This is a genomic window from Paenibacillus amylolyticus (assembly GCF_047302515.1).
Classification (GTDB): Bacteria; Bacillota; Bacilli; order Paenibacillales; family Paenibacillaceae; genus Paenibacillus; species Paenibacillus amylolyticus_G.
In genome coordinates this window covers 1,387,691-1,410,585 of sequence record NZ_CP168019.1, presented here as the reverse complement: position 1 = coordinate 1,410,585, position 22,895 = coordinate 1,387,691, and the positions used below count along the sequence as shown (strand labels likewise).

Here is a 22,895-nt window from a genome sequence, read left to right as displayed (position 1 = left end):
CAAAACCCTAGGCCAATCCGTGAGCGCGCTTGGCAGCGATCAATGTATTTTGCATCAGCATTGTGATTGTCATCGGACCAACACCACCAGGAACGGGTGTAATTGGACCAGAAACTTCTTTCACACTCTCGAAATCAACGTCTCCTGCCAGTTTTCCATTCTCCAAACGGTTCATGCCGACATCAATAACAACAGCACCCGGTTTGACAAAATCAGCATCCACAAAGTTTGCACGACCGATGGCTACAACTAAAATGTCCGCCTGGCGTGTAATTTCTTTCATGTTGGCTGTACGGGAATGACACATGGTTACCGTTGCATTCTCACGTTGCAGCAACAGCGATACCGGTTTGCCAACGATGTTGCTTCTTCCGATAACCACTGCATGTTTACCGGACATTTCCAGTCCAGTACGTTTGATCAGTTCAATTACACCGGCTGGGGTACATGGAAGCAGACTATCGTCTCCAATAACAAGATTACCAACATTGACTGGATGGAATCCATCTACGTCTTTATCCACGGCAATTGCATCAATGACCGCTTTCTCTTCGATATGCTTCGGTAGTGGGAGTTGAACCAAAATTCCGTTAATGGATTGTTGATTGTTCAGCTTGTCCACCAGCGCAAGCAGATCTTCTTGGGACGTATCTGCATCCAAGCGATGTACTTCGGAGTAGAAACCGAGGTCGTGACATGCTTTTTCTTTATTACGCACATAGACTTGGGATGCCGGATCTTCCCCGACGAGCACAACAGCCAGACCAGGTACTACCCCCTGTTCGCTAAGCTGTTTTACTTCTGTTGTCATGCTTGCGCGGATCTCTTGGGATACTTCTTTACCGTTAATAATAGATGCTGTCATTGTACTCTCTCTCCCTTATGTGAATATAAATTTAGAGGTTGTTCAAAAAGCCCGCTTTTGATTACGAAGGATACTGAAAACCGGTCTTTTTGAACACACACTATAATTAATCTTAACTTAAGATAATTTTGCTTTAATCGCGTCAACTTCCTGAATCATGCGTCCAAGTACACCATTGACGAATTTACCGGATTCTTCTGTACCAAAATATTTGGACAGTTCGATCGCTTCATTGACGGATACTTTTGCCGGAATGTCATCACGGAACACCATTTCATACGTAGATAGTCGTAGAATCTGGCGATCTACACGTGACAGACGGCTGATCTGCCAACCTTTCAAATAATCCACAAGCAGACCGTCAATGGCTTCCTTATTGTTCCAGGCTCCTTGTACAATCTCAGTAACATAAGTACGCATTACATCTGCATCGCGGATAACTACTTCAGTTTCATTATCTTCAGCAGCTTCATTGATCAACATGTTCACAGCTTCTGCTGCACCTACCTCATTCATTTCCATCTGATACAGACTTTGTACTGCAATTTCCCTTGCCAAACGTCTTTTCATGTCCTGCCTCCTGCTGCGCTCCGTCTGGAGCGTCATCATGCTTATTTTATAATCCATGCAACCATCTCATCAAATCCTGTATCGGTTAGATCAATGGCTTACACGGTATTGTTATTGTTATCCCTTTTCACAAAAAAACCTGCAATACGTTTCCTCCAAAAAACGGGCAACCTAAACTACAGCTCTATTTTCGGAAGAAACATATTGCAGGGTTCAGGTAGGTCACTTAAACGGACGCCAGCGATCGCCCAGCCATTGTCCCCACTCCCTCCAGGGAATGGACGAACCCAGCTTCGAATCGCTTCGTCTGCCTAACGTATAACCGATGAACACCAAGAGTGCAAAGAACAACATATCCCAAAAACCGATCCATACATAAAGAAATCCAAAAAAGATGCCGCCGATAATTCCGGTAATTCGGCCTCTGTGACTATCCCAAATCTCTTTCCACAGCATCAGTGAAACTCACCTCATTCCACTCGACTCTTGTAGTTAGGCGACTGGGTTACATTAGCGATATACACCGTGACAAAAGAAACCGGGATGCCCGTAATCTCTTGTACATGATCATGAATCGCCTTTTGCAGATCAGAAGTCAGCGCAGGAATAGGTGTCTCACCATCCACTACTGCACGGATCATAATCTCCAGTCCTGACTCAACCACACGTATGCGTGCCTTGACATCACGTACTCCCCGGAAACGGGAAGTTGCCTTCAAACAGAGATTCTCAATCGTCTCCATCGAAATCTGTACATCACCAAACTCAGTACGTTGATCTACAGACGGCAACGATGCACGCTCACGCCGAACCGAGATGTAGAAAAATCGCAAACTCAGGATAAACAAAATCGCTGCTGCAATAACCGACGCAACAATAACGTTTTGTTCCTGCTGGTAATTCAATTCGTAAGGCAGCACACCGCTAATCAGAAGAATGACGGCTGCCGATATTGCTCCAACGCTTATGCTGTATATAAACAACAGAAGCCGATCCAGTATTTTAGCCACGAACTGCACAGCCTCCCTTGCTCACTAACATGACTTAACCTGTTCACTAGCAAAAAATCAGATCCTCATCTAGCTTTCGCTATAATGAAGACCTGTCCAAGACGGGATAACCCCCGGCAGATGATGCCGGGGGAATCTGTCTTCTTTTATTTTACGCGCTGACTGTTCAGGTCGATCTCTTCCACTTTCTCGGTGCTCTTGAACTGAACGTCATGAATGTGCACATTCACTTCATTCACATTCAATCCTGTCATGTTCTCGATGGAACGTTTCACGTTCTGTTGAATCTCCGTAGCTACTTGTGGCAGACGGTATCCGTACTCGATAATTACGGAAACATCAACTGCAGCTTCACGTTGGCCCACTTCAACTTTAACGCCTTTGGAAAGGTTTTTGCGACCAAGCAATTCAGCAAATCCGCCAGCGAATCCGCCACTCATGCCTGCAACACCTTTCACTTCAAGGGTCGCCAATCCAGCAATTACTTCAATAACTTCAGGTGCGATCTGGATTTCACCGATATCCGTTCGTTCAAATTCAGTCGGTAGTGTACTCATAACTGTTCAACACACCTTTCGCGAGATAAGTTTGCGGCCATCCGTCAGGGCGCTGGACTCAGGTTAATCAACCTTCAGAACCCTTCCGGTCCGGCTTTACCGGAACTCCTGCAAACATCCGCGAGGTGCGGGCTTATCCTTTGCAGGAGACATGCGCTCTTATTATTCATACTATATCATTTGGGCTACATTATGACAAACAAGCCCAATATACCTTTTAAATCTCGTTTTCCTCAAGAAATTTGATATCAAAGTCACCACGAATGAACGTTGGGTGCTCCAGCAATTTCTGATGGAAAGGAATAGTTGTAGATATGCCTTCAATCGCAAATTCCCCAAGCGCACGTTTCATCTTGGCAATCGCCTCTTCACGATTCGCTCCCCACACGATCAATTTTGCGATCATGGAGTCATAGAAAGGTGAAATGGTATAACCCGGATAAGCAGCACTATCTACACGAACGCCAGGTCCTCCCGGTGCAAGGTAGAATCCGATTTTGCCTGGTGATGGCATAAAGTTACGGTCCGGATCTTCTGCATTGATACGACATTCTATCGACCAGCCATTGATAACCACGTCTTCCTGACGGAATGAAAGTGGGTTGCCTTCAGCTACCGAGATCATCTCACGGATCAGATCCACGCCAGTAACCATCTCAGTTACCGGGTGCTCTACCTGAATACGCGTATTCATCTCCATGAAATAGAACTCGCCATTCGGGCTGAGCAGGAACTCCAATGTACCCGCTCCCGAGTAGTCCACAGCAAGGGCAGCCCGTACCGCAGCTTCACCCATCAGTGTGCGCACATCTTCGGAGAGAATCGGACACGGAGCTTCCTCTACCAATTTCTGGCGACGACGCTGAACCGAGCAATCACGCTCTCCCAAATGTGCAGCATTTCCGTGTTTATCAGCAATGATCTGAATTTCCACGTGTTTCATACCTGTCAGGAATTTCTCCAGATATACACCTGCATTGCCAAATGCCTTTTGTGCTTCCTGCTGAGCAGCGGTAATCTGCTTAATCAGCGTTTCTTCATCTTCGGCAATACGAATTCCCTTACCTCCGCCACCAGCAGTAGCTTTGATAATGATAGGATATCCGATATCTCTAGCAATCATGATGGCTTCATCCATATTTTCAACAAGGCCGTCTGATCCAGGAATAACAGGTACTCCTGCATCTTTCATCGTCTGTTTGGCAACAGCCTTGTCACCCATTTTGGTGATGGCTTCAGGAGAAGGTCCAATAAACGTAATATTGCAAGACTCACAAATTTCCGCAAAATCAGCATTCTCCGCCAAAAAACCGTATCCAGGGTGGATTGCATCACATTCCGTCAGCGTAGCTACACTCATCAGGTTTGTGAAGTTGAGGTAACTGTCCTTAGACAGGGTCGGTCCGATACAATAAGCCTCATCTGCAAGACGAACATGCAGAGAATCCTTGTCCGCTTCCGAATAGACGGCTACCGTTGAGATACCGATTTCACGGCAGGCACGAATAATACGTACCGCAATCTCTCCACGGTTCGCAATCAGTATTTTTTGAAATTTCATTTCGTTTTGTCCTCCTTCGAAGCTCATGCGGTTAGCTGTTAACCAGCTATAACGGTTATTCCGGTTTCACCAGGAAAAGGGGCTGCCCATACTCGACCAGCTGTCCGTTCTCAACCAGCACTTCAACGATTTCTCCCTTGATGTCCGCATCAAGCTCGTTCATCAGCTTCATAGCTTCGATGATACATACCGTTGTTTTCTCAACAACTTTATCACCAGCACTCACAAAAGGACCCGTTTCCGGCGAAGAAGCTCTGTAAAAAGTACCTACCATCGGAGATACAATTTTATGTAAATGACTTGTAGTATCGACCTGCGGTGCAGCTTCACTTACCACTGCTGCCGGCTGTACTTGCGGAGCAGCAATCATTTGCGGTTGCACAGCAGCTGCTTGAACATACTCCGTTTTGCCCGGTTTGCGGATCGATAACCGTGATCCTTCATTTTCAATTTCCAACTCTTGAACGGAACTTTCATCTACCAGTTTAATCAGTTCTTTGATTTCACTCAATTTAAACATTTCCATTATTCACTCCTTCGGCATCATGCCAGTCTCACTAGGACGGTCATATGGCTTTATGTATTATATCATAATCATTAAAAATGGAAAGAGCCCGAGAGTACAACCAGCTCCCGGGACTGTATTTCCATGATTTGGATTATTGTTCTGTGACGTATTGCACGCTGATTTTGTTCTGTGAAACCGCCAATTCTTTCATGACCAGATCCACAATGGATACCGCCTGTTTTACATCCAGTTTATCACTGAGGACCACAACTTTATACTTGTCGGCATCTTCTTGAACGATCGCATTAGCGAACTGTTGAGAGAGCGTCTCCTCAATGCCAGTGATTTTAGCTTCTTTTTCTTCCAGTGTCCGGAGTTGCTCTGTTGCTTTGGCATTCTCTTCTGGCGTTTTGCTCAGATCACCTGCCACGGTCATCAGTTCCTCATACTTACGATTGTTGCTTTCCTCACGTTGCCACTGGTAGTTCTGGAACTGGCTGCTCGCAGATGCTGTCGTATTTTGCTCTTCCATTTCCTTGAGGACTTCCTCATCTGTCTTGGTTGCAGTGCCGCCTGCCTGACCGTCTGTCTCCGGTGTAGTTGTTGCCCCTTTGTCGGTCTCTTTGTTGGTTTCTTTGCCTGCCTCACCCTTATTCTCGCCTGGTTCGACAACAGGTGTTTTCTCTGTATTTCCAGCTTCTTTACCTTCCGTAGCCGCCGGTTCTTCCACAGCGCCAGCCGCACTTGGATCACTTTCAACTTCGCCGCTATTCACTACTTCATTCACAACCAAACCTTCTGTAGGATCAAGAATGCCTGCCGTCTCCTTTGCCTCCCCTTGCTTGATCCCATCCACTTGCTGACTGTCGGCCACCGGCGTGTTGACTGGACCGGAATCCTCAGTGAACAGATAATACGCGGACAAAATGACCATCAGACTTAGCATGGAAACGAGCCATACCGTTTGACGTTTGTTATTCATTAGAACTTCCTCCTCAAATTGGCTTCAATCTTATGAGAATTGAATCTTGTGATTCAACACACCAAATTAGTCTTGTTTGCGCGGTACAACCGAGATCCGGTAGGCTGCCACATTCAATCCTTTTTCCACAGCGTCGGTTATCAGGTCCTTCACAACCTTGTTCTCTGCACCCCTCGCAACCACAAGCACCCCACGGATCTGCGGTTTGAGCTTTTTGGTCACTATAGGTGTCTGATCCCCTGCTATTTCGTAAGTAATAATCTCGCCATCACGGGTATATTGCGTCATATGCCGTTTGCCCCCGCTAGCATCGGTTTCTTCGGTAAGTTGCTGAGAATCCTTCACGTTCCGCTGAACGACCAATTCTTCTGTGGAATCCACGGTAACCATCACATCAACCGTTCCCACACCAACAATGTTTTCCAGCACACCTTTGATTTTGTCTTCAAATGCAATTTCGATCGCTTGAAAAGGATTCTGTTCCGACGGATCACTCTGTATGGATGCCATGGATGTTGCCGGGTCCGGTGGTTCCCGACCGATATTTTCGGAATCAATTTTTTTGACATTGACGAAGGAATTGAACAGCATGATCCCCACCCCGATCAAACCCAGGATAATCAGCCAGCGGAAGGTTTGACTTCGCCTTGCCCCACCCTCTCCGCCACCCATCCAGGTTTCCATCTTTTTGAACCATTGTTTCATCGGACACCCTCCTTCTCAGAGCACTCCAGCACTTTTTGGTTCTGTCACTTGAACGTTGTTTGCATCAACATCCCACTTTTCAGTCAACAATGTAATAATCTGCACCGCATGTTCGGACCTTGTGGATGTCTCACCTTGCTGCTTCGTCTCATCTGCCTGATCACGTATAACAGGCTCGGAAGACGCTTCATTTCCATCACGTTGCTCTCTACTCACATCAATCTGTACATCAGGCACTTCAATCTGACCGATCTGGATGGGCTGTTGTATTTGATGTGATTTATCCTTCTCGGATTCTGTGTCTGTTCCAAATATGGGTTGTGTATTTGCAGGAACTTCTTGCTGTCCTGCCTTCACTTCTCCTTCTGCACCCTCTCCGGCCATCTCGACCAACACACGCTGGATCACAGGCAGTTCGACTGATGAGGCAGCTTCCATCTCGGTTTCATATTTACTCATGGCCAGCTGTACCTCTACGGACCGCACCCTCGCTCCTGTTGTTTCTTCAATCTGACCTTTCATGACATTAGCCAGTTCTTTGGCTGTCCATTGTAAGGATTGTTCCTGTTCATTGGATTGCAGCCGTTTGCCCTGAGCTAATATCTGTTCGAGTGTCGCATTCCCATTCGATGGAGCATCCATTGCAGACATTGCCCGTTTCAGTTCGCCAACCGGATCACTTTTGAGCAGCTTGGTTATGGGTGATAAAAGGGTCAGCAGGATGAGAAGGCTCAGCACAAGCTTGACATAACGTTCCATGGATCGATTGGGCAACAACATATCCACAAAAGTCACCAGCAGAACGATCATAATCAATTCCTGGAGCCAGTTGCTCAGCCACCCCATCCTTTCCACCCCCTTTCTTGCCAACATACATTCAGCGCATCATGACAGTCAGATTGCCCGCGGTCAGCAAGATGGTAATGGCCAGGAAAAACATCAGCCCGACGGCTGCGAGCGCCGCAAATACGTAGATCATGCTCTTGCCGATGGCCTGGAGGCATCCTACAATCGGGGTGTCTCCTAGTGGTTGCATAATGGCACCAGTTACGTTGTATATCAAGGCAAGAGCCAGGATCTTGAGTGCCGGAAAGGCACATAGAAACAAAATGATGATCACTCCGGTGAGTCCAATTGCATTTTTGACAAGTAAAGAAGCTGTAATTACCGTATCCGTTGCATCCGCAAATGTTCTGCCCACGACAGGGACAAAGTTGCCTGCGATGTATTTGGCGGCCTTCAGGCTAACTCCATCCGCTACGGAGCCCGATGCTCCCTGAACCGAGATTACACCCAAAAACATCGTCAGCAGGATACCCAGCAGTGCCACACTAATATTGCGCAGGAGGTCTGCCAGCTGTGTCAGCTTGTACTTGTCAGACAATGAACTGACGAGATGCAGAACAGCTGAGAAGAAGAGTAACGGGAATACCAGCAAGTGAATCAACGTACTCACCAGATGAATCATGAAAATGATGAGTGGATGTGTCACCGAGACGGTGATGACATTACCCATGGACGCAAGCAGTGTGAATAACAAGGGAACCATGGCCATCATGAAGTTGATCATGCCGGTTATGGCATCCTTGGCGTATCCAATCGCCACACTGAAGCTGTTGATTGCAATGATGATGATGACCATATAACAGATGGAATAGGCGATTTTGCTAATATTATTTTTCTCAAATGCGGTCTGAAGCGTCTCCAGAATCATGCTGAGTACACTTAACATCACAATCGTGACCAGAAGTTTGCCATTATATAAAATTTCATGCAGCATGAAGGTTCCGATCGCTACAAACACCGATTTCAGGCTGAACCCTTCATTGCCGGGGATTAACATATCCATGAAGGAAGGGGTCTTCCCCTCCGGGAAGAAACCACCGTATTGTTGCATCAGTTGATCCCAGTATTTCTCCACCTGATCCTTGGGAAGCTGATCGGCCTGCTGCTCCATCCACTCACCGGAAGGCGAGGTTGCAGTAACCTGTCCCAGGATACCAAACAGAAAACAGAGCATCAGCACAACCGTAAGGCGCCACTGCGGCTTATGATGCATTGATTTCATATGAAGTCCGCACGCCCTTTCTACACCGGCATCAGCTTCATGACGGTTTCGATAATAATGCTGATGATCGGTATAGCAAGTACAAGGATCAGTACCTTACCAGCCAATTCGATCTTGGACGCAATGCTCTCCTGACCTGCATCCCTGACAATCTGTGCGCCAAATTCAGCGATGTACGCTATGCCAATAATTTTCAGCACCGTTTTCAGATAAATACTTTCCATGCCTGAATTTTCGGCAAGCCGCTTCAACACTTCGATGACTGCACCGATCTTACCAATCAACAACATGAAGATGACAATGCCAGTCGCGGCAGCAATCAGAAAGGCAAACATCGGTTTCTGTTCCTTAATGACCAGAATGAGCACTGTTGCGATCAGCGCCAAACCTACAACTTGGATAATTTCCACAGGTCACCACCATCCGGCTTCATGACCGTTTTTCATTGAAAAAGAAATATCGATTTGATCTCTTGTAGCAGGCTGTCCAGCATACGGACCACCATGAACAATACAACGACAAATCCGATTACGGTCACCCAGTGAGCCATATCTTCCTTTCCCATTTGTTTCAGTACCGTGTGAATCATGGCGATGATGATTCCGATACCCGCAATTTGAAAGATTGCGTTCACTTCTAGATTCATGACCTTGGCACCTCACTATCCCGGCTATTTCAGAAGATCAGAATGACGATTAACGCTCCGACAAGCATCCCGAGGCTTCGGCTCATTCGTTCATATTTCATTTGATCGGCCTGGGCGCGGGATTCCTCATGCATTAGTTGTTGAATGGCTAACGATATATGTTTGGTCTGATCCTGACGGTCACTTGTGCCAAGGCTGAAGCTTAATTGCAGCATCACTTCCTTCTCGTCAGCCTTCATGGCCGATCTTCCCCACGCCAGATCCACGCCTGACTGCAGACTTTCCCGGGCAGTGAGTCCATGAGGAGGTTCCATCTGTGTAGCTGCATGAAGAAACAGCGTCTTTACAGGTTCTTTGGTCTGTGCTCCCATCTTTCCCATGGCATCGGGAAGTGGAGTGAGCCCATAGTTAATCTCCGTCATTAGTCGCTGGAGGGCTGCAATGAGTTCTCGCAACTGTCTCGGTCTTAATGCATATTGTCTGGCCTTGTAAAATCCGGCGAGGGTGCTGGCTAACAGAATAATTACCGCACCAAACATGTTAACCAAAGGCTTCACCTCCTGCCCCGGTCTGCTGCAACGCACGCATTTTGCCATCAGCCAGCCGAAAGGTCATGCCCCGGCTCGTCCGTTGCAGCTGGACATAACGTTGAAACATCTGCTCCGTAATTAAGGTTCTGAGGGCGGGTCTGGCCGACAGCTCCGATAGGTCACGGCCATGCGCAGTCGCAATCACTGAGACTCCTGCATGCAGGGCTTCCATCACCGCTTCGGCATCCTCCGGACGACCGATCTCGTCCACAATCAGGACATCGGGCGACATGGAGCGAAGCATCATCATCATACCCTCAGCCTTCGGACAACCGTCCATCACATCTGTTCGGGGACCTACGTCGAAGCCAGGTACTCCTTTGTAGCTACCAGCGATTTCGGACCTTTCATCCACAATGCCCACTTTCAGACGTGGACGTATTCCCTGAACCAGTTCAGTTCCCCCTGTAAGCTTTGTACCACTGCTAATTTGTCTCGCCAGATCTCGCAGCAACGTCGTTTTCCCTTGTTGTGGTGGTGATAGGATCAACGTGTGCAGGACCTGTCCGCTCTTCATATCGAGAAGATAAGGAAGAATACGATCAGCCACTCCATGTACTTCACGGGCTACCCGAACGTTAAACCCGTTGATGTCACGCAGGTATTCGACACGCCCACCGCTTAGTACCGTTCGTCCAGCAAGCCCGATTCGATGTCCCCCAGGTATGGTGATGAACCCTTTGCGCAGTTCCTCTTCCAATGTATAAAGTGAATGGTTACTGATCAGGTCCAGCAACCTGTGCGTCACTTCTTTCTGAGGAACATACGCTTCTTCAGGATTCCCGGTCGGACAACCTTGAGGTGTCAGAAAGTGGTATGTGTTGCCTGCATTAATCTCCAGGGGTCTGCCTTCTCGAATACGTACTTCCTCCACTTGTTCCAATAGAGCAGGTGGCATTCTTCCAAGAATGGTTCGGATCGGTTCCGGAAAAAGTTCCCTCCAGTTCACCTTCATGAGTAGGCTCCTCCAACCTTGAGATCATTTGGTTCACACTTCTGGCGCTTGTTCATATCTCAAGTTTATGCCTGTACATTTAATTTATGACGCTGAAATCTATCAATTCTTTAGAATACGGTTGAGAGTTGAAACCATAGATCCACCTTCTGTTCTAGGCACCCGTCTAGATGTGCATGCATATAGTAATTGCAGATAGGTAAGTTCCATTCCGGTTCAAACAGAACTACCGATCCCCAGATACAGAAAGGAGTTGTGGGGAGTGCGAGTTGATGTCGTTGGCAATGTGAATGAAGTACGTACCATTGATATTGCAGGGCGAAGTGCAGTTGTCATTGATGTATTGTGTACGACCAGTACGATTATTACGGCTCTGGCGTATGACGCTTCGGCTGTGATTGCCGTAGAGACCGTTCCACAAGCCAAACAAATGGAAGTGAAAGATTGCATTCGAGGCGGGGAGCGTTTTGACAAAAAAATCACCGGATTCGAAGTGGGGAATTCCCCCTATGAATATATGACTGCAGGCATTGCAGATAAAACAATCATTCTAACCACAACCGATGGAACCCGAGCTTTGATCAAGGCTTCCAAGGGGAAACATGTATTTGCTGGTTCATTTCTCAATGTGCAGGCTGTTGCAGCAGCTCTATGTGAACTTCAACGAGATGTATTGCTGTTATGTGCGGGGAACCAGGATGAATTTGCTCTGGAGGACGGCTTGTGTGCTGGATGTATCATCGATGAACTGCACCGTCAATCCTGTTCTCCCCTCCAACTTAACGATCTCGGCATAGTGCTTCATCAGGCGGTATCCCAATGTAAGGAGAGCATCCCGGAGTTGGTGCAGGGGTCTGTTAGCGGGCGGAGGCTTGAAAAGTTAGGCAGAGTTCATGATATTTCGTATTGTTCTCAATTAAACCTGCTGGATTGTGTTCCTGAGATGGGGGAGGGGAACCGCATGCAGCCTTATAGAGGCATACGCGGGGGAAAGATGTTCAAGTTGATGTGAGAATTGCCATGAGAAAAACAAAAAAAAGGTGTACTGCTGCCCGTTGGCAACAGTACACCTTTGCTAATTTACATACATAGCAAATACTTATCTGCGATCTTGAGGTCCACCGATAACGGCTTGCTCGGCAGTGTCGAGATCATATGCTGTATGCAATGCCTTAATGACGTCATGCAGCTTATCTCCGTCAATAACACAAGATACTTTGATCTCGGAAGTGCTCACCATCTTGATACTCACGCCTTCAGCGGAAATGACTTTGAACATCTTCGCAGCTACACCTGGGTGACTGACCATGCCTGCGCCAACAATGGAGATTTTAACGAGGTTCTCCTCAGATGTAACTTCACGGTAAGGCAAGCGGCTGTGAAGGCCTTCAATGACACGTAATGCGTTCTCACGATCAGACAGCGCCACAGAGAACGAGAAGTCTGCTTTGCCATCCATCACACCGCTCTGAACGATAATGTCCACATCCAGCTGATTGGATGCAAGCGCACCAAATACTTCGGCCAGAACTCCTGGTACATCCGGCACACCCAGAATACTGATGCGAGCCACGTTTTTGTCATAGGCAATACCACTAACCACTACGCCTTGTTCCATTGCTGCTTCCTCCTTCACAACCGTTCCTTCATTATGGTTAAAGCTGGATCTTACGATTAAAGGTACACCGGAATGCTTCGCGTACTCTACTGCACGCGGATGCAGCACCGCTGCTCCCAAATTAGCGAGTTCCAGCATTTCGTCATACGATATTTCCTTCAGCTTGCGCGCAACCTTAACGATCCGCGGGTCCGTAGAATATATTCCGTCTACATCCGTATAGATCTCACACGCATCAGCCTTAATTGCTGCCGCCAGCGCTACAGCTGTTGTATCCGAACCACCACGACCGAGCGTTGTGATCTCGCCGTCTTCCGTCATGCCCTGGAAGCCTGCAACAATAACAATGTTGCCCTCGGCAAGTGCTGCATTCACACGGTCAGGTTGAATATCATGAATACGTGCTTTTCCGTGAACCGGCTCTGTGCGGAATCCCGCTTGCCAGCCCGTAAACGATACTGCCTTACGTCCAAGCGCTTGAATAGCCATCGATAACAAAGAGATCGAAATCTGTTCTCCTGTCGTTAAGAGCATATCCATCTCACGAGCAGGCAGATCACTATTCAGTTGTTTTGCCTGATCAATCAAATCATCTGTTGTATCCCCCATGGCCGAAACCACAACTACACACCGATGTCCTTCATCAGCTTTTTCTACAACACGTCCGGCTACACGCTTCATGCGTTCTGTATCTCCGACCGAGCTGCCCCCAAATTTCATGACGTACAATGACAACGCAAATCCACTCCCTACCTTGTGCAGTATGCATAATTAATGTCCATCGTCATTATTCTCTACGAGAAATGACTTTAACCCAGTATATTACGAAAGCGCCTGATAGGCTAATCTTTTTTCGAAAAAACCCTCTGCCAAAGGAATGGCAAAGGGTTGTTAATAACCTTTTTTAGCTTACAAGCTGTGAAAGTTACGCACGGGAAGAGTATTTACCTTCACGTGTGTCAATCAGGAGAACGTCACCTTCGTTAATGAACAAAGGAACCTGTACGTTCAAGCCTGTTTCTACTTTTGCATTTTTGGTAGCGCCTTGTGCAGTGTTACCTTTAACACTTGGCTCAGTCTCGATGACTTTCAACTCAACGCTTGTTGGCAAGTCAATTCCGAGGATTTCACCTTGGTAGCTAACGATCTTAACGACCATGTTTTCTTTTAGGAAGTTCAATTCCCATTCCAGTTGATCACTAGTCAAAGTGAATTGGTCATAAGTTTCGTTGTCCATGAACGTGTGCTCTGTACCGCTTGCATACAGGTAGGATACGCCACGGTTTTCGATGATCGCACGACCAATCGTTTCGCCTGCACGGAATGTTTTTTCAACGGTGTTACCATTACGCAGGTTTTTCAATTTGGAACGTACAAAGGCAGCGCCTTTACCTGGTTTAACGTGTTGGAAATCAAGCACGGTATAGATATCGTTATCCACTTGCACGGTCAAGCCTGTTTTAAAATCGTTTACTGAAATCACAAAAAATCCCTCCTGATATGGTTAAAAAGTAGGTGATATGAGACGATGGGTTAATATAAAGGTGGGTTTATTCTGAATTGATTGACCATGTGCGATGTGACCGTTACGGGTCCGGATCGTTCCTCCGATCGCTGTTGTCTCCTCATTTTCCCGACTAGACTTTAATAAGGTTTAAAATGAGGAGACAAAGGCGAGCGCTTCGCTTCTTCAGAATCGATTCCGCTCCCTTCACTACTTTTGCAATGGTCCATAACAATCAGCAATAACTTGTACCTTTATATTAAAAATCGTCTTATATCCCTGTGGCTGTAATTTAGCCGATTACGGTGAACTTTTTGTCCGACTTCGTGAGAATATGAATACCCGTCTCGGTAATCACTACGTCATCCTCAATACGCACGCCGCCAAGTCCGTCAATATATATACCCGGTTCAACGGTAACAACCATACCCGGTTTCAATACATCATCGCTAAGCTTGGACAAACGAGGAGCTTCATGAACTTCCATACCCAGACCGTGGCCTGTGCTGTGTCCGAACTGATCTCCATATCCGTGACCTGCAATGATATCACGAGCCAGTGCATCTGCTTCACGTCCGGTCATACCCGGTTTCAGGTTCTCCAGCGTATGTAACTGAGCTTCCAGTACAATGTCATAAATTTTGCGCAGTTCAGGTACAGGTGTACCTGTTGCAATGGTACGTGTCAGATCTGAACAGTATCCGTCCAAAAGTGCACCAAAGTCAAATGTAATTAACTCATTCTGTCCGATGACCTTACTACTCGCTACACCGTGAGGCATAGCAGAACGTTCACCCGAAGCAACAATGGTGTCAAACGAAGAGGACGTTGCTCCATGCTTGCGCATGAAAAACTCCATCTCCAAATCCACTTCACGCTCCGTCATACCTGGTTTTGCAAACTTCAAAACGTGGCTGAACGTGGCATCCGCCAGATCTGCTGCTCTCTGCATGACCGCGATCTCATCTTCATCCTTGAACATACGAAGTTGTTCCACGATCCCGGATACAGCTTTCAGTTCAATAGACTGCAGTGCTTCTGCATAAGCGGAATGCGTGCCAAATGTGACACTATCCTGCTCGAAGCCCACTTCTTTGATATTCGCGGATGTCAGCAATTCGCGCACCGTATCCATCGGCTTAGCTCCATGCTCCACAACGGTAAATCCTTTGGCTTGCTGAGGTGCTTGTGACATATAACGGAAATCAGTCAGCAGATATGCATCCTGTTCCGTAATCAGCACATATCCCGCCGAGCCTGTAAAACCCGTCATATAACGACGGTTAATCGGGTTTGTAATCAGCATTGCTGTGAGTTCATGCTCACGCATGGCTTCACGCAACTTATTTACTCGTTTGTTTTCCATCGGTAACCCTTCTTTCTCTCACATTCCCGGGTTCCCGGCTCAGGTTTGTTTGTCCAGATGACGCACAAGAGCCAGCAATCCCAGTTCATAGCTTACTTCGCCAAATCCGGCAATCTGCCCGATTGTTTCCGCTGCAATCACTGAATGATGTCTGAACGCTTCGCGTGCATGAATGTTGGATAGATGTACTTCCACTGTAGGGACTTTTACAGCATTGATTGCATCACGTATAGCATAGCTATAATGGGTAAATGCTCCGGCATTCAGTATTATTCCGTCAGCCTCACCCATCGCTGCATGAATGCGGTCAATGATGTCCCCTTCATGGTTCGATTGATAAAAAGCGATGGAGACGCCAATTTCATCAGCCTGTCTGCGAATTTTGTCCTCAATATCCTTCAGACTAAGCGTTCCATAGATGCCCGGTTCGCGTACACCAAGCATGTTCAGGTTCGGACCATTGATCACAATAATTCGTTTCATCGCTGCTCCACCCTCTCTGCAAATAACCATCTGCTATTTTAACACAGGCATTGCCGGATTGAGAAGCTTTTTTGCGCTATGCCCCCGCTTGCTCCGGCTCGCGTTTGCGTTCGTCCGTGTACTCCATGGCTACCGTGTAACCAATGAACAGCCCCCACAACAAAAAGAAACAGAGTTCCGTGATGATTGAATCCCACGTTAAACCGTTCAAAGGTTTCATCATCCCCAGTTTTGGTCCGACCAGTATAAAGAGAATCAGCCACCAGACGATTCCATACACCATGCCGGGTAACGGCCCTTTCAGTTTTCTAATCGTGAACGTGTAGAGTAAGGATGCCAAGATGGAAAAGACGATAAAAAACAGCCAGCCTGTCAAATGTCCTGCTGCGGTATATATATATTCATGTTTGAAAAAAGGCTCGGCCAGAAATCCGACAGGTACAATCGTAAAATGCAACAGATAGAATAGCCAATGCAGCCCGCCCCAGATAAAACCGGCAAAAAAGCCAAGCTCTAACGCAAAGGAAAATGGCTTGGTGTAGTAGTGTGCTTGGCCTTGCCTCTGGGTAGGGCGCCTGCCCTTGTCTTTTTGCTGCCGCTCATTGGGACGTTGACCTTCATCTTGTGATGTATCTTCATGCTTACGTTCTGTCATCGATATTCTCCTTCATTCAGTTGATAATCCCGCATTACGCCTCGAATTTCCGCTCCGATTCTACGAGGTAGTATGTTCAAAACAGGACAATCTTAACAACATCCTTCAAGGTTTGACTCACAAACTAGAAATTGGTCTGAAAATTCGATACAATAGGGTTATTAAACTGCCTTTGATCGCGAAGGCCTAGAACAGAATAGGAAGGTGAATAATTTGCCTCAACAATCCAAGCCTGTCAGCTATGGGGGGCAAGCTGTCATTGAAGGCGTAATGTTCGGTGGGAAACATGTCAACGTTACAGCTGTTCGTAGAAAAGACGGCGAAATTACGTATCTGGAAGTTCCCAAGCAAGACAAGTCCTGGGTCACGAAATTGCGGCGGATTCCTTTATTACGCGGAATTGTCAGCATTATAGATTCAAGTGTCAAAGGTAGCAGACATCTCAATTATTCTGCTGACGCCTATGCTGATGATGAACTGGAACCGGAAGAGAAAGCCAAGCAAAAAGAGAAAGAAGGTTCGGGCTGGAGCCTAAGCATGATCATTGGTGTGACCGCCGTCGCCATCCTTTCATTCCTTTTTGGTAAGGTTGTGCTCACATTGCTTCCTGTTGTTATCGAGAATTTTCTATTCAAAAATGCATTCGACAATCAGTTTTTGCATAATTTACTGGAAGGCGGCATTAAGCTGATCCTGTTACTCGCTTATCTGTGGTTAATCTCACAGACGCCGATGATTAAACGTCTCTTCCAGTATCATGGAGCGGAACACAAAGTAATCAGCGCACATGAAGCTGGTGAAGAACTGACACCGGAGAACGTGCAAAAGTACAGCCGACTGCACTACCGCTGCGGAAGCAGTTTCATTATGTTGACTGTCATTATTGGAGTGTTTCTATACTCTCTCTTCACGTACGATAACCTCTGGGAACGGATGGGTCAGCGTCTGTTGTTATTGCCAGTTGTGCTAGGCATTTCTTTTGAACTGTTAAAGCTCACGAATTCGGTACGTGATATTCCTGTACTGCGTTATCTCGGATACCCGGGATTGTGGCTGCAATTGCTTACAACAAAAGAACCGACCAACGAACAGGTAGAAGTCTCCATTGCTTCGTTTAACCGTATGCGTGAGTTGGATGCCAAGCTTGCCAATGTCTCTGCTACGTCAGAAGTACCTGTTGCAACACTCGATCCTGTGAAAGGGTGAATGATATGAACAAGCAGGCAATCTTATTTTGGACGTTCATCGCACTAGCTGCTGTTGGAGTCTTGACTTGGCTGGGGAGCGCTAGTCCATCCAGGATCATTATTCCTCTGGTCGTGTTCGGAGCCGTATTCCTGCTGTACAAATATCCGCCTCGTCGCTGGGCAAGCAAAACCAAATCACCTAAGATTAAGCCATCTGCACGAACCATGGCGAAAGTCAATGCACAGTCCAGTGCCAGAAAGAGCAGCGGCTCTTCAAAGAAACGCAAGGATTATCCTTTCCAAGTGATTCAGGGACAAAAAGGTAAAAGCGATGAAGATATACCGAAATTTCACTAAAAGGTACTGAACATATAAAAAAGCAGTTCTCCCAACATGCGGAGAACTGCTTTTTTCGCGTTTATACAGGAATCAGAGGTGGAGCTTCTGCCTGTTTCTTGCGCAATTCTTTTCTTTGTTTGTCCAGCTGTTCATCATACATTTTCATATTCCATCCGTTGAAAAATTCATTCCCTGCTGTTGCGCCTGATCGATATAAGGCTGTGCTGTCCTGTAACGATAGATGAAATTGCGTCGGTTTAATGCCAAGCGTTGGTATCTTCACTGTACGAAACCGGTTAATCTGTTCGATGTAGCGTTCATCATGTGCTGTGAGCATCGTCTCCACAAGGGCCTGAAGCATGCTTAGCGGTCCTTTAATCCGGGCAGGTTCTACTTCCGTCTTCCCCACCATTTTGAATCCGACAACCGGAATAACGTCTCCTCCTCGTTCCGAACGATCACCATCGAAGAGCCACAACGGAAAGTTGCTAAGCAATCCACCATCCACGACATACACAAACTGATCTTGAAAAGGAAGTCCTTTGGAGAATACTGGTGATTTGCGTATGACTACCGGATCGAAAAAATACGGGATACTGCAACTCATACGTACCGCCTTTGCAACATCCAGCTTCGCAGGGTCAATGCCGAACCTCCGAATATCGTCTGGTAGCACCAGAATGGTCCCATTGGATATATCAGATGCGGTAATAAGCAACTTACCTTGTGGCAAGTCAGCGAATGTGCGAATCCCTTTCTGCTCCAGCATCTTGCGAATCCATGATTCCAGTGCCTCCCCCGAATACAAGCCTTTCTTCAAGAACAGCCTTGCTGCCGGTCCGATCCATCGGGTATTAAATATAGGGGAACGACGCAGCAATGAAACAAAGGGGGTATTCTCAATAATGACTTTCATCTCCTCGGCCCTGTAACCGGCCGCTAGCAGAGCAGCTACAATGGAACCGGATGATGTGCCTGCCACTCGATTAAACTGAATGCCACAGTCTTGAGCACCCTGTACAGCACCCGCAAGCGATATCCCCTTGACGCCTCCACCTTCAAACACCGCGTTAATTAACACAACAAACCCCCCGTTCTCCAGGCAGCCACGTTTCTACTGCCACTCTATGAGAACAAGGGTTTGTCTTATCACTGTATTGTTAAAATGTTTTAGAGACCATAGTAGGCTTTCAATTTGGCAATCAAGCCGAGAGGATTCTTCGTCAGGTACTGTGAACTAAAGAAAATATCCCCTTTAACCGAAGCATGTTTCTTGTTGTAGTTCAGCTGATCGATGATCTCCTGTGAAGTCTGCCAGCCAATTTCCGGCGTACCTAACTTATAAGGAGAGTGACCGATATACAATTTTACATTTGTGTTAGTCACTTCATTCGCCCACCAGTCCACGACTTTGTCATATCGGGCTACGCTCAGTGTCATACTCCAATACACCTGCGGAGCGACATAGTCGATCCACTCTTGGTTAATCCATGTCCGCACATCTGCATTCATGCTGTCATACGCGGTTACTCCTGCTTTGGTATCAGAACCTGTCAGATCAACGGATTTATTACGCCACACACCAAATGGACTAATTCCATATTCAACGTTAGCTTTCGCGCTGTGAATGCTCTGCCCGAGCTGCTTAACGAACTGATTGATATTGTCCCGACGCCATTCAGCACGGTCTTTGGTATTCAATGTGTTATAAGTTTTGAAAGCTGCATCATCACTAAATGTCACATTGGACGGATAGAAATAATCATCCAGATGTACGCCATCAATATCATACTGATTGACCACTTCCATGATCGTATCGATAATATGCTGTCTGGCTTCCGGGATACCCGGGTTAATGTACATTTTGCCGGATGCATTCACAATCCAGTCGGGATGAAGCTTGGAGATGTGGTTTGCAGCCAAGTTTGATGTACTTGCTGAGTTCGTTGCTCTAAACGGATTAAACCAGGCGTGGAACTCCAGGCCCCGTTTGTGTGCTTCCTCAACCATAAACGCGAGGGGATCATAACCTGGATCTTTACCTTGTGTTCCTGTCAATACGCTGTTCCAAGGTACCAAACCTGAAGGATAGATGGCATCCCCATTGGCTCTCACTTGGACAAATACGGCATTAATGCCCATACCTTGAAGAGTATCTAGCTGTTTCGTGTATTCCTGCTTTTGCTTCTCCACATTTCCCTTGGCACCGGATGAAGGCCAGTCTCCATTCACAGTGGAGATCCAGGCTCCCCGCATCTCTTCAGAAGCTGGTACAGTGCCCGTGCCTCCAGGCTCTACTGGGGTTACCGGAGTTGGTTCAGGGGTCGGTACTGATTCGTCTCCTGTGTACAGATCAATAGTCTGGGCTGCCTGATTCCAGTTCACCCGAATACCAAGGTTCTCACTGACGAATCGAATGGGTACCATGACCCGACCTTGTTTTAATTCTACCGATGCATCCAGACCAACAACAGTGTTATCCACGGTTGCCTGCTGGCGTCCGCTCGTCATTGAGATGACCGAATCGGATTTCTGAATAGTCACGGTACGTGTAGCCTGAGACCACAGAACAGAGGCACCCAGTCCTTCGCTAATAACACGCAGAGGTACCATCGTTACATTTACTTTGGGCAGGATGTATGGTGATACATCCGATTCCAAGCGGTTTCCATCTAGAAAAATAGCGATTTCCTTCTGCCCGGCTGCTTGGGCCGTCATGCCTGCTGTCTGTAATCCAAGTACAAAAATGAGCAGCAGCATCAATCCTTTACGAACGTTCATTAGTGCAGTCCTCCAAAATCATTATAAATTTGCGGTAAATTCTACTAGTTTAATAGACGCTCCTACCGTTCGTTTAGTTGCGAAAATCACCAAATTATGGTGTGATTGCACACAAAAAAATGCTTCCTGCCATTGAAACGGCAAGAAGCATCCTTTGATCACAGGATACAATTCATTGTATATCACCATGTTTATTCCACTGCTGAAACTTAAGACTCCGTATTACTCATGACGTCCTGAAGGTTTTTGAGGTCACGCAACCGGCTCTCATCCTGACGGAAGTATTCAACCAAGGACTCGATGCATGTAATGGAGTCCCAGCTCAGATGATGTTCAATGCCTTCAACATCATTGTAAATATTTTGTTCCTGAACACCAATCGTTGTCAAAAATTGTTCAAGCAGATGATGGCGCTCCATCAAACGTTTGCCCATCTTTTTGCCTTTTGGTGTAAGCACCAGTCCGCGGTACTTTTCATAGATCAGGTACTCGTCTTTGTCCAGCTTTTGGATCATCTTCGTCACCGATGAAGGATGTACTTCCAGTCCTTCAGCTATATCAGACACACGAGCATAGCCCTTTTCATCAATTAATTTGTATATACGCTCCAAATAATCTTCCATACTGGGCGTTGGCATCTGCTTCCCTCTTTTCTCTCTGACCGGCCCCTATTCGTGCCTGGTCCCTATCTTATAATGATACATGTTATCAATACGCATTGGCAAGTCCTGTACAGTTCGGAGCGCGCTGTTACACAAGTAATTGGCAGGCGTGACTTCTCCCCAAACGAGGCAAACTAAGCAAAGTTCCGCATCGAAAGGAGTGATTTCGTGAGTACAAGTGTAGCCTCACCGCCAGTTCGTAAAGCAAAAGGTACTAAACCCTTTATTCCCGATTTGGTGTATTTTGAACCCGGTGCGTTGGAATATGATAAAGGCAAACGGATTATGGAATGGGTGACATCCAAAAACATACCTTATCAGATGACCACATCCCATAACCGAATCACAAACTTGCCGGGTGAAACCGAACAAGAAAAATATCGGATGGCAAAGCGTACTCTGGTCGTTGGTGTGCGCAAAACACTCAAGTTTGACCAGTCGAAACCTTCAGCGGAATATGCCATTCCCATCTCTACAGGCTGTATGGGGCACTGTCATTATTGTTATCTTCAAACTACACTTGGTGCGAAACCTTATGTCCGTGTCTATGTCAATACCGAGGAGATCATTCAGGCAGCCAAAGGATACATTGAAGAACGCGCGCCTGAAATTACACGATTTGAAGCTGCCTGTACATCTGATCCCGTAGGACTCGAGCATATCACGGAGAATTTAAGTGACCTGATTCGTTTTATGGCGGAAGAAGAATATGGGCGCTTGCGATTTGTAACCAAATACCATCACGTTGATCCGTTGCTGAACATTAAGCATAACGGCCACACCCGTATCCGGTTTAGTGTCAATTCGGATTATGTTATCAAAAACTTTGAACCGGCTACCTCCAGATTTGAGGAACGCATTGAAGCTGCTGGCAAAATTGCACACGCCGGTTATCCCCTTGGATTCATTATCGCTCCGATCATGTGGTATGAAGGCTGGGAAGAAGGATACTCGGATCTGCTGCAGAAGCTGGCAGATACGCTTCCAGAGGAAGCAACCAAAGATCTTACCTTTGAGATGATCCAGCACCGTTTTACCAAAACGGCCAAAGCAACCATTGAGAAACGTTATCCTAAAACCAAGTTGGAGATGGATATCGAGAAACGTAAGATGAAATGGGGCCGCTGGGGTCAGTACAAATATGTGTATAAAGATGACCAGCAAGATGCGCTGCGCGAATTCATAACGGAACGGATCTTTGAACATTTTCCACTAGCCAGTATTGATTACTTCACCTAAACGAACAATAGGATTGCCCAAAATCATATGCAGTTAAAAGCATT

At 46.7% G+C, this 22,895-nt stretch carries 27 protein-coding genes; 4 read left to right on the top strand and 23 right to left on the bottom strand.

What is annotated here, in order from left to right:
- Positions 1 to 7 precede the first annotated feature (7 nt).
- The 15 genes from folD to spoIIIAA all read right to left on the bottom strand — a co-directional run bounded on the left by folD (position 8) and on the right by spoIIIAA (position 11,017).
- Positions 8 to 865, bottom strand: a complete 858-nt coding sequence (folD, locus tag ACDJ59_RS06210; protein WP_017687597.1) for a bifunctional methylenetetrahydrofolate dehydrogenase/methenyltetrahydrofolate cyclohydrolase FolD — start codon at positions 863 to 865, stop codon at positions 8 to 10.
- A gap of 117 nt (positions 866 to 982) precedes the next feature.
- A complete protein-coding gene (gene nusB / locus ACDJ59_RS06205) occupies positions 983 to 1,435 on the bottom strand; it encodes a transcription antitermination factor NusB (RefSeq protein ID WP_017687596.1) in 453 nt (150 codons plus the stop codon).
- A gap of 222 nt (positions 1,436 to 1,657) precedes the next feature.
- Positions 1,658 to 1,891, bottom strand: coding sequence for a DUF2273 domain-containing protein (locus ACDJ59_RS06200; protein WP_017687595.1), 234 nt, complete (start codon positions 1,889 to 1,891; stop codon positions 1,658 to 1,660).
- A 14-nt stretch (positions 1,892 to 1,905) separates the two neighbouring features.
- Positions 1,906 to 2,445, bottom strand: a complete 540-nt coding sequence (gene amaP, locus ACDJ59_RS06195) for an alkaline shock response membrane anchor protein AmaP (RefSeq protein WP_017687594.1) — start codon at positions 2,443 to 2,445, stop codon at positions 1,906 to 1,908.
- Positions 2,446 to 2,591: 146 nt separating this feature from the next.
- A complete protein-coding gene (locus ACDJ59_RS06190; protein WP_017687593.1) occupies positions 2,592 to 3,002 on the bottom strand; it encodes an Asp23/Gls24 family envelope stress response protein in 411 nt (136 codons plus the stop codon).
- A gap of 217 nt (positions 3,003 to 3,219) precedes the next feature.
- Positions 3,220 to 4,563 carry an acetyl-CoA carboxylase biotin carboxylase subunit gene (gene accC, locus ACDJ59_RS06185; RefSeq protein ID WP_036614375.1) on the bottom strand — a complete coding sequence of 448 codons (1,344 nt, stop codon included), beginning with the start codon at positions 4,561 to 4,563 and terminating at the stop codon, positions 3,220 to 3,222.
- A gap of 55 nt (positions 4,564 to 4,618) precedes the next feature.
- Positions 4,619 to 5,083 carry an acetyl-CoA carboxylase biotin carboxyl carrier protein gene (gene accB / locus ACDJ59_RS06180; protein WP_026080991.1) on the bottom strand — a complete coding sequence of 155 codons (465 nt, stop codon included), beginning with the start codon at positions 5,081 to 5,083 and terminating at the stop codon, positions 4,619 to 4,621.
- 139 nt (positions 5,084 to 5,222) lie between these two features.
- Positions 5,223 to 6,053 (bottom strand): SpoIIIAH-like family protein, encoded by an 831-nt coding sequence (locus tag ACDJ59_RS06175; protein ID WP_413407990.1) that lies wholly within the window; start codon positions 6,051 to 6,053, stop codon positions 5,223 to 5,225.
- A 66-nt stretch (positions 6,054 to 6,119) separates the two neighbouring features.
- Entirely contained in the window at positions 6,120 to 6,758 is a 639-nt protein-coding gene (spoIIIAG, locus tag ACDJ59_RS06170; RefSeq protein ID WP_036614381.1) for a stage III sporulation protein AG, read from the bottom strand.
- A 15-nt stretch (positions 6,759 to 6,773) separates the two neighbouring features.
- Positions 6,774 to 7,604: a stage III sporulation protein AF gene (gene spoIIIAF, locus ACDJ59_RS06165; protein WP_413407989.1), complete on the bottom strand. Its 831-nt coding sequence runs from the start codon at positions 7,602 to 7,604 to the stop codon at positions 6,774 to 6,776.
- A gap of 31 nt (positions 7,605 to 7,635) precedes the next feature.
- A complete protein-coding gene (gene spoIIIAE / locus ACDJ59_RS06160; protein WP_373419868.1) occupies positions 7,636 to 8,778 on the bottom strand; it encodes a stage III sporulation protein AE in 1,143 nt (380 codons plus the stop codon).
- A gap of 68 nt (positions 8,779 to 8,846) precedes the next feature.
- Complete coding sequence (gene spoIIIAD, locus ACDJ59_RS06155) at positions 8,847 to 9,236, bottom strand: stage III sporulation protein AD (protein WP_017687586.1); 390 nt, start codon at positions 9,234 to 9,236, stop codon at positions 8,847 to 8,849.
- A gap of 32 nt (positions 9,237 to 9,268) precedes the next feature.
- Complete coding sequence (spoIIIAC, locus tag ACDJ59_RS06150; RefSeq protein ID WP_017687585.1) at positions 9,269 to 9,472, bottom strand: stage III sporulation protein AC; 204 nt, start codon at positions 9,470 to 9,472, stop codon at positions 9,269 to 9,271.
- A gap of 29 nt (positions 9,473 to 9,501) precedes the next feature.
- Positions 9,502 to 10,020, bottom strand: coding sequence for a stage III sporulation protein SpoIIIAB (gene spoIIIAB / locus ACDJ59_RS06145; protein ID WP_036614389.1), 519 nt, complete (start codon positions 10,018 to 10,020; stop codon positions 9,502 to 9,504).
- The gene (spoIIIAA, locus tag ACDJ59_RS06140) at positions 10,013 to 11,017 is read right to left on the bottom strand and encodes a stage III sporulation protein AA (RefSeq protein WP_340905739.1); all 1,005 of its coding nucleotides are present in this window, start codon (positions 11,015 to 11,017) and stop codon (positions 10,013 to 10,015) included. Before spoIIIAA ends, spoIIIAB begins: the two co-directional genes overlap by 8 nt.
- Positions 11,018 to 11,279: 262 nt before the next feature.
- On the opposite strand from spoIIIAA, the gene ACDJ59_RS06135 reads away from it, so the two are divergent.
- Positions 11,280 to 12,029 (top strand): 2-phosphosulfolactate phosphatase, encoded by a 750-nt coding sequence (locus ACDJ59_RS06135; RefSeq protein WP_413407988.1) that lies wholly within the window; start codon positions 11,280 to 11,282, stop codon positions 12,027 to 12,029.
- Between the two features lie 87 nt (positions 12,030 to 12,116).
- Here the strand turns inward: ACDJ59_RS06135 and ACDJ59_RS06130 are convergent, their stop codons facing one another.
- The 5 genes from ACDJ59_RS06130 to ACDJ59_RS06110 form a co-directional block, all read right to left on the bottom strand.
- A complete protein-coding gene (locus tag ACDJ59_RS06130) occupies positions 12,117 to 13,370 on the bottom strand; it encodes an aspartate kinase (RefSeq protein ID WP_047843625.1) in 1,254 nt (417 codons plus the stop codon).
- A 190-nt stretch (positions 13,371 to 13,560) separates the two neighbouring features.
- A complete protein-coding gene (gene efp, locus ACDJ59_RS06125; protein ID WP_017687580.1) occupies positions 13,561 to 14,118 on the bottom strand; it encodes an elongation factor P in 558 nt (185 codons plus the stop codon).
- A 313-nt stretch (positions 14,119 to 14,431) separates the two neighbouring features.
- Positions 14,432 to 15,505, bottom strand: coding sequence for a M24 family metallopeptidase (locus tag ACDJ59_RS06120; RefSeq protein ID WP_413407987.1), 1,074 nt, complete (start codon positions 15,503 to 15,505; stop codon positions 14,432 to 14,434).
- A gap of 39 nt (positions 15,506 to 15,544) precedes the next feature.
- Positions 15,545 to 15,988: a type II 3-dehydroquinate dehydratase gene (gene aroQ, locus ACDJ59_RS06115; protein WP_036614400.1), complete on the bottom strand. Its 444-nt coding sequence runs from the start codon at positions 15,986 to 15,988 to the stop codon at positions 15,545 to 15,547.
- 76 nt (positions 15,989 to 16,064) lie between these two features.
- Positions 16,065 to 16,643 carry a YqhR family membrane protein gene (locus ACDJ59_RS06110; RefSeq protein WP_074095698.1) on the bottom strand — a complete coding sequence of 193 codons (579 nt, stop codon included), beginning with the start codon at positions 16,641 to 16,643 and terminating at the stop codon, positions 16,065 to 16,067.
- 213 nt (positions 16,644 to 16,856) lie between these two features.
- Between ACDJ59_RS06110 and ACDJ59_RS06105 the strand changes: the two genes are divergently transcribed.
- Both ACDJ59_RS06105 and ACDJ59_RS06100 read left to right on the top strand, forming a co-directional pair.
- Positions 16,857 to 17,849 (top strand): DUF1385 domain-containing protein, encoded by a 993-nt coding sequence (locus ACDJ59_RS06105; protein ID WP_062835280.1) that lies wholly within the window; start codon positions 16,857 to 16,859, stop codon positions 17,847 to 17,849.
- A gap of 5 nt (positions 17,850 to 17,854) precedes the next feature.
- Positions 17,855 to 18,187, top strand: a complete 333-nt coding sequence (locus tag ACDJ59_RS06100; RefSeq protein WP_413407986.1) for a hypothetical protein — start codon at positions 17,855 to 17,857, stop codon at positions 18,185 to 18,187.
- Between the two features lie 61 nt (positions 18,188 to 18,248).
- On the opposite strand, the gene ACDJ59_RS06095 is transcribed toward ACDJ59_RS06100, so the two are convergent.
- From ACDJ59_RS06095 to mntR, 3 genes are all read right to left on the bottom strand, one after another.
- Positions 18,249 to 19,250 carry a patatin-like phospholipase family protein gene (locus tag ACDJ59_RS06095; protein ID WP_036614410.1) on the bottom strand — a complete coding sequence of 334 codons (1,002 nt, stop codon included), beginning with the start codon at positions 19,248 to 19,250 and terminating at the stop codon, positions 18,249 to 18,251.
- 89 nt (positions 19,251 to 19,339) lie between these two features.
- Entirely contained in the window at positions 19,340 to 20,950 is a 1,611-nt protein-coding gene (locus ACDJ59_RS06090; protein WP_413407985.1) for a family 10 glycosylhydrolase, read from the bottom strand.
- A 209-nt stretch (positions 20,951 to 21,159) separates the two neighbouring features.
- Positions 21,160 to 21,588, bottom strand: a complete 429-nt coding sequence (mntR, locus tag ACDJ59_RS06085) for a transcriptional regulator MntR (RefSeq protein ID WP_036614415.1) — start codon at positions 21,586 to 21,588, stop codon at positions 21,160 to 21,162.
- 192 nt (positions 21,589 to 21,780) lie between these two features.
- Here mntR and splB point away from each other — a divergent pair, with 192 nt between their 5' ends.
- Complete coding sequence (gene splB / locus ACDJ59_RS06080) at positions 21,781 to 22,851, top strand: spore photoproduct lyase (RefSeq protein ID WP_047843632.1); 1,071 nt, start codon at positions 21,781 to 21,783, stop codon at positions 22,849 to 22,851.
- Positions 22,852 to 22,895 lie beyond the last annotated feature (44 nt).